Source organism: Oleiagrimonas sp. (assembly GCF_027858935.1).
Lineage (GTDB): Bacteria > Pseudomonadota > Gammaproteobacteria > Xanthomonadales > Rhodanobacteraceae > Oleiagrimonas.
Genome location: NZ_JAQIBU010000045.1, coordinates 1 through 3877, shown reverse-complemented (window position 1 = coordinate 3877; position 3877 = coordinate 1). Strand labels below are relative to the sequence as shown.

Annotated in this window: 4 protein-coding genes and 1 pseudogene; 2 read left to right on the top strand and 3 right to left on the bottom strand. The window is 63.8% G+C overall.

The features are described from left to right. On the top strand, nucleotides 1-192 hold a 192-nt coding region (locus PF446_RS01620; RefSeq protein ID WP_298069037.1), incomplete at its 5' end, for a VTT domain-containing protein. 171 nt (nucleotides 193-363) lie between these two features. Here PF446_RS01620 and PF446_RS01615 read toward each other — a convergent pair. The 3 genes from PF446_RS01615 to PF446_RS01605 form a co-directional block, all read right to left on the bottom strand. After that, nucleotides 364-915 carry a phosphatase PAP2 family protein gene (locus PF446_RS01615; protein ID WP_298069039.1) on the bottom strand — a complete coding sequence of 184 codons (552 nt, stop codon included), beginning with the start codon at nucleotides 913-915 and terminating at the stop codon, nucleotides 364-366. Between the two features lie 2 nt (nucleotides 916-917). Then, nucleotides 918-2105, bottom strand: a complete 1188-nt coding sequence (locus PF446_RS01610) for a glycosyltransferase family 1 protein (protein WP_298069035.1) — start codon at nucleotides 2103-2105, stop codon at nucleotides 918-920. 114 nt (nucleotides 2106-2219) lie between these two features. Continuing rightward, the gene (locus PF446_RS01605) at nucleotides 2220-3263 is read right to left on the bottom strand and encodes a hypothetical protein (protein ID WP_298069033.1); all 1044 of its coding nucleotides are present in this window, start codon (nucleotides 3261-3263) and stop codon (nucleotides 2220-2222) included. A 156-nt stretch (nucleotides 3264-3419) separates the two neighbouring features. On the opposite strand from PF446_RS01605, the pseudogene PF446_RS01600 reads away from it, so the two are divergent. After that, nucleotides 3420-3877, top strand: a pseudogene (locus PF446_RS01600) (fatty acid hydroxylase); the annotation flags it as partial.

Here is a 3877-nt window from a genome sequence, read left to right as displayed (position 1 = left end):
CGTGGCGACGTCGCGGTTTTCATCGGTCGTTTGCTGCCACCACTTCGGGCGCTGATGCCGGTTTTGGCCGGCATGTCGCGACTGCCGGTACGGCGGTTCCTGATTGCCGATTTTTTTGCAGCGCTGTTCTGGGCCGGCGTGCACCTGGGTCTGGGCGCGGCGATCGGACACTGGCTTTTCCTGTACCGCTGAACGGGACGAATGCCGACACCACGGTCGCTTCGCGCCCGGTTGTGCTGCAACGGGAATGCCTTCCCGGGGTTGTTTGCCGCCTTTGCGAGGCTTGCCGCGCGGAGCTTGACGCACAAATGGTCCGTGGCCGGGTCCTTGCCTCAACCCACCGATGAAATCACCCGGCAATGCTCAGAACGCCAGTTGCAGGCCCTGCGCCGCATACAGCGAGAGGGTGCCGAGCACGCCGCCGATCACGCAGGCCGCCAGCACGTCGCTGGGATAATGCAGCCCCAGCACAACGCGTGACAGGGCGACCAGCACCGTGAACGTCAGCAGCAACGGCAACAGCACGGGCACGTAGGCCAGCGCCACCACGGTGAAGCTCACTGCCTGCAGGGTATGCCCGGACGGAAAACTGAATTCGTCCAGCGGCGGCACGTGCGCAATCACGTCCGAACTGGCGCGAAATGGCCGCGGGCGGCGCGTCCAGCGCTTCAGGGTGCGATACAGCAGCAAGGCAAGCAACCCGGTGACCGCCATATGCAAGGCTGCCTTGCGACCCGGCGCGCCATCAAACACTGCCAGCACGCTCATCAGTAGATACCAGAACACGCCATCCCCGAGACGGCTGATGATGGCGAATCCACGGCCGATGACTCGTCGGGTGCCCCAGCGATTGGCACGCAGGCAGATCCGGAAGTCCAGGGTCGCAGAAGGCGTTGCAGGATGCTTGAGGGTGATATTCAAGGCAGGGCTCCCCTGTCGACGGAAGATCCGTTGAATCCAAGCGTGCGCGGGGCACTCGGCACTGCGCCGGTCGCGATGCCGGCCAGGATCGACTCGAATTCGGCAACCACGGCATCGGGATTCAGATTTGCCACGCTGTCCCGCGCGCCTTGACGCAGGACCGCAAAGTGCGGATCGCGCATGAGACGTACGCAGGCGGCAACGAAGCCGCGCTCGTCGCCGGGGGCCACGCCGATCCCGTTATATCCGTCACGCAGGCACTCGTGCGCCGCGCCACAATCGAAGGCCACCGTCGGCAGACCGCTGGCCAGTGCCTCCAGGATCACATTGCCGAAAGTCTCGCTGAGGCTGGGAAACACGAACATGTCGGCACTGGCGTAATGGCGAGCGAGCGCCTCGCCATGCAGCATCCCGGTGAAAATGAATTCAGGATGCGCAGATTCCACGGCGTGACGGGCCGGCCCGTCGCCAACCCACACGTAACGCAGCTCGGGGCAGCGTTTACGCATGGCATAAAAGGCACGCACGGCAAGCGGCAGGTTTTTCTCCTCCGCGATCCGCCCCACGTAAAGCATCACTGGCGCATGTGGCGCCGCGCCCCACTGGCTGCGCAACGCCTGGTCGCGTCGTCCGGGATGGAACCATTGCGTGTCCACCGCCCGGTGCAGCACTCGTGCATGCTCCACGCCGAGGCCGCGCAACTCGCGTGCCAATGCGTCGGTAGGCACCAGCGTGGCCACAGCACGTCGATGGAAACGCCGCAGATAAGACCGCACCAGAGGCGTCAACCAACCCAGGCCGTAATGCGAGGCATAGGTATCGAAGCGGGTATGAAACCCGGTGGTGGCGGGAATACCGAGTCGCGCCGCATAACGCAGCGCACTGCTCCCGAGAGGTCCCTCAGTGGCTACATACAGGGCATCCGGACGGTCCTCACGCCATGCTCGGGTCAGGCGGCGCCCTGCCGGCAAGCCGAAACGAAGCGCCGGATACCCGGGTATCGCGGCGCTGGCCACGCGCACGGTGCCGTCTGCGTCCGGGACTCCAGCATCCGCCGCCTGCCGTGGTCGCACCAGGGTGACACGGTGACCACGCGCGCGCAGGCCCTCGACCAGGCCCTGCACTGTCAGGGCCACGCCGTTGGGTTCCGGTGGATAGGTTTCCGAGACCATGCCGATGTGCATGCGCGTCGCCCGTGGTCTGCCTGTAACGCATTCTGGACATGGCGTGTTGCAGTGTCTTGATCACGGGATGACGCCCCCGTGACGGTGGAGAGCCGACACGGGGACCTTTCGCGATCAGGGCCGCACGTGATCGGTGTAGCTGATGACTGCACCCGCTGCAGGGTCGCAGACATAGACATGGCGCCTGCCGTCAGTGGTCACGCAGTGGGCGTGCGGCGCTGCCGGCGCGGTGGCCACCCGCTTCAGCCGGCCCCTGGGGTCCATCGTCAGCACGCTGAGCGTGGCGCTACGGGCGCCGGGCGCGTAGACGTGCCTCAATACCGGGTTCCAGGCAATGATATCCACCCCGGCACCGACTTTTGCATGGCCCAGGATCTTGCCGTCCGAGGCCGGATCCAGTGCGACCACCTTGCCCTCCTTGCATCCCACCAGAAGCACGCCATCGGCGGCATCCAGGGCCAGGCCGCGGCTGCCCCGGCAGGTGTTCGCCCAGGAAGCCTTCAGCGCGGGATGGTGCAGGCTGATCTCGAGCGTATGGCTCTTCCACTGATTGGTGTAGGCCATCCCGCGACGCGCATCGATGACCAGCGACTCCGGACCTCCATTCACCGCCACCGCGCCGACTCGGCTCAGCATCGGATGTGCTCCGCCACGCACCTGAAAACGCTCAATCTGGCTGGCACCCGGCTCGGTGACCCAGACCTGCTTCAGCGTGGCGACATAGCGCACGTAATCCGGACCGGAGGCCAGCCTGGCACGCGCCACCGGCTGGTGTGTTTGTGGGTTCAGTGCCACCAGCTCTTGATCCTTGTGGTCGCTGACGAAAACAAATCCCGAACCCACGGCGGCCGAGGTGGTGCCGGCATCATCACGTTCGGCGCCGGAACCACCGGGAACCACATGGTTCCAGTGGGTCATGTGCTGGGTCGCCGGATTGATCAGTACCAACGCGCCGCTCTGTGCGGCAGGCACAAGGACACGATGCATCGAGGGTGCATAGATCATGTCGTCCAGATCCAGCATTTTGCCGCTGCCATTCAGCTGCAGCACGCGCTGCGGTAGCGACGATGTGTGCATGGCGGCCCATGCCGGAAGGGCAAAGAAAGCGGAAACCACGATGCCCAGCATGATCTGCGAGCGAAGGAGACGAGGGAACATTTGCTTACTCCTGGTGCGGGGATATGAACCACCCTGGCTGGACGGCCGGGATCGCATTTAGCCATCGGGGTACGTGCAAAATGACACCCCGGATGAAAGATTGGACCAAGGTTAGCTTCGTATTCTTAGTACAAGATCATCATCCAAGTTCCCGACATGTCCGCATCATGGGCCCTATGGCAAGACGCAGTAACTGCACTGGCTGATCATGGCGTCGGTCCGATGCTGGATGCATTGCACCTGCGTGGGGTGACCGATTCACCACGAGAAATTGCCACCGCATTGATGATCAGCATCACCCAGATCGTGGTGATCGCGCTGATTTTCCGACCCCTGGAATCACTGATTCCCGCCGAGCACTGGAAGGATCGTCGCCACGCGCACATCGACCGGTTCTACACCCTGCTGAAGTATCTTGGCGTGCTGCCGGTCTTCACCTATCTCATGCTTCAGCCTGCGGTATCGTGGATCGGACAGGCGCTGGGCGGAGGATCGGGCAGCGGGCCGGATTCGCTGCTCTCGCTGCAGCAACTGGTGCCGTGGTTCCAGGGCCATGACGTGCTGCAGTTCCTGGTCTATTTTGCCGTCTTCGACCTGGTCTACTACCTGATCCA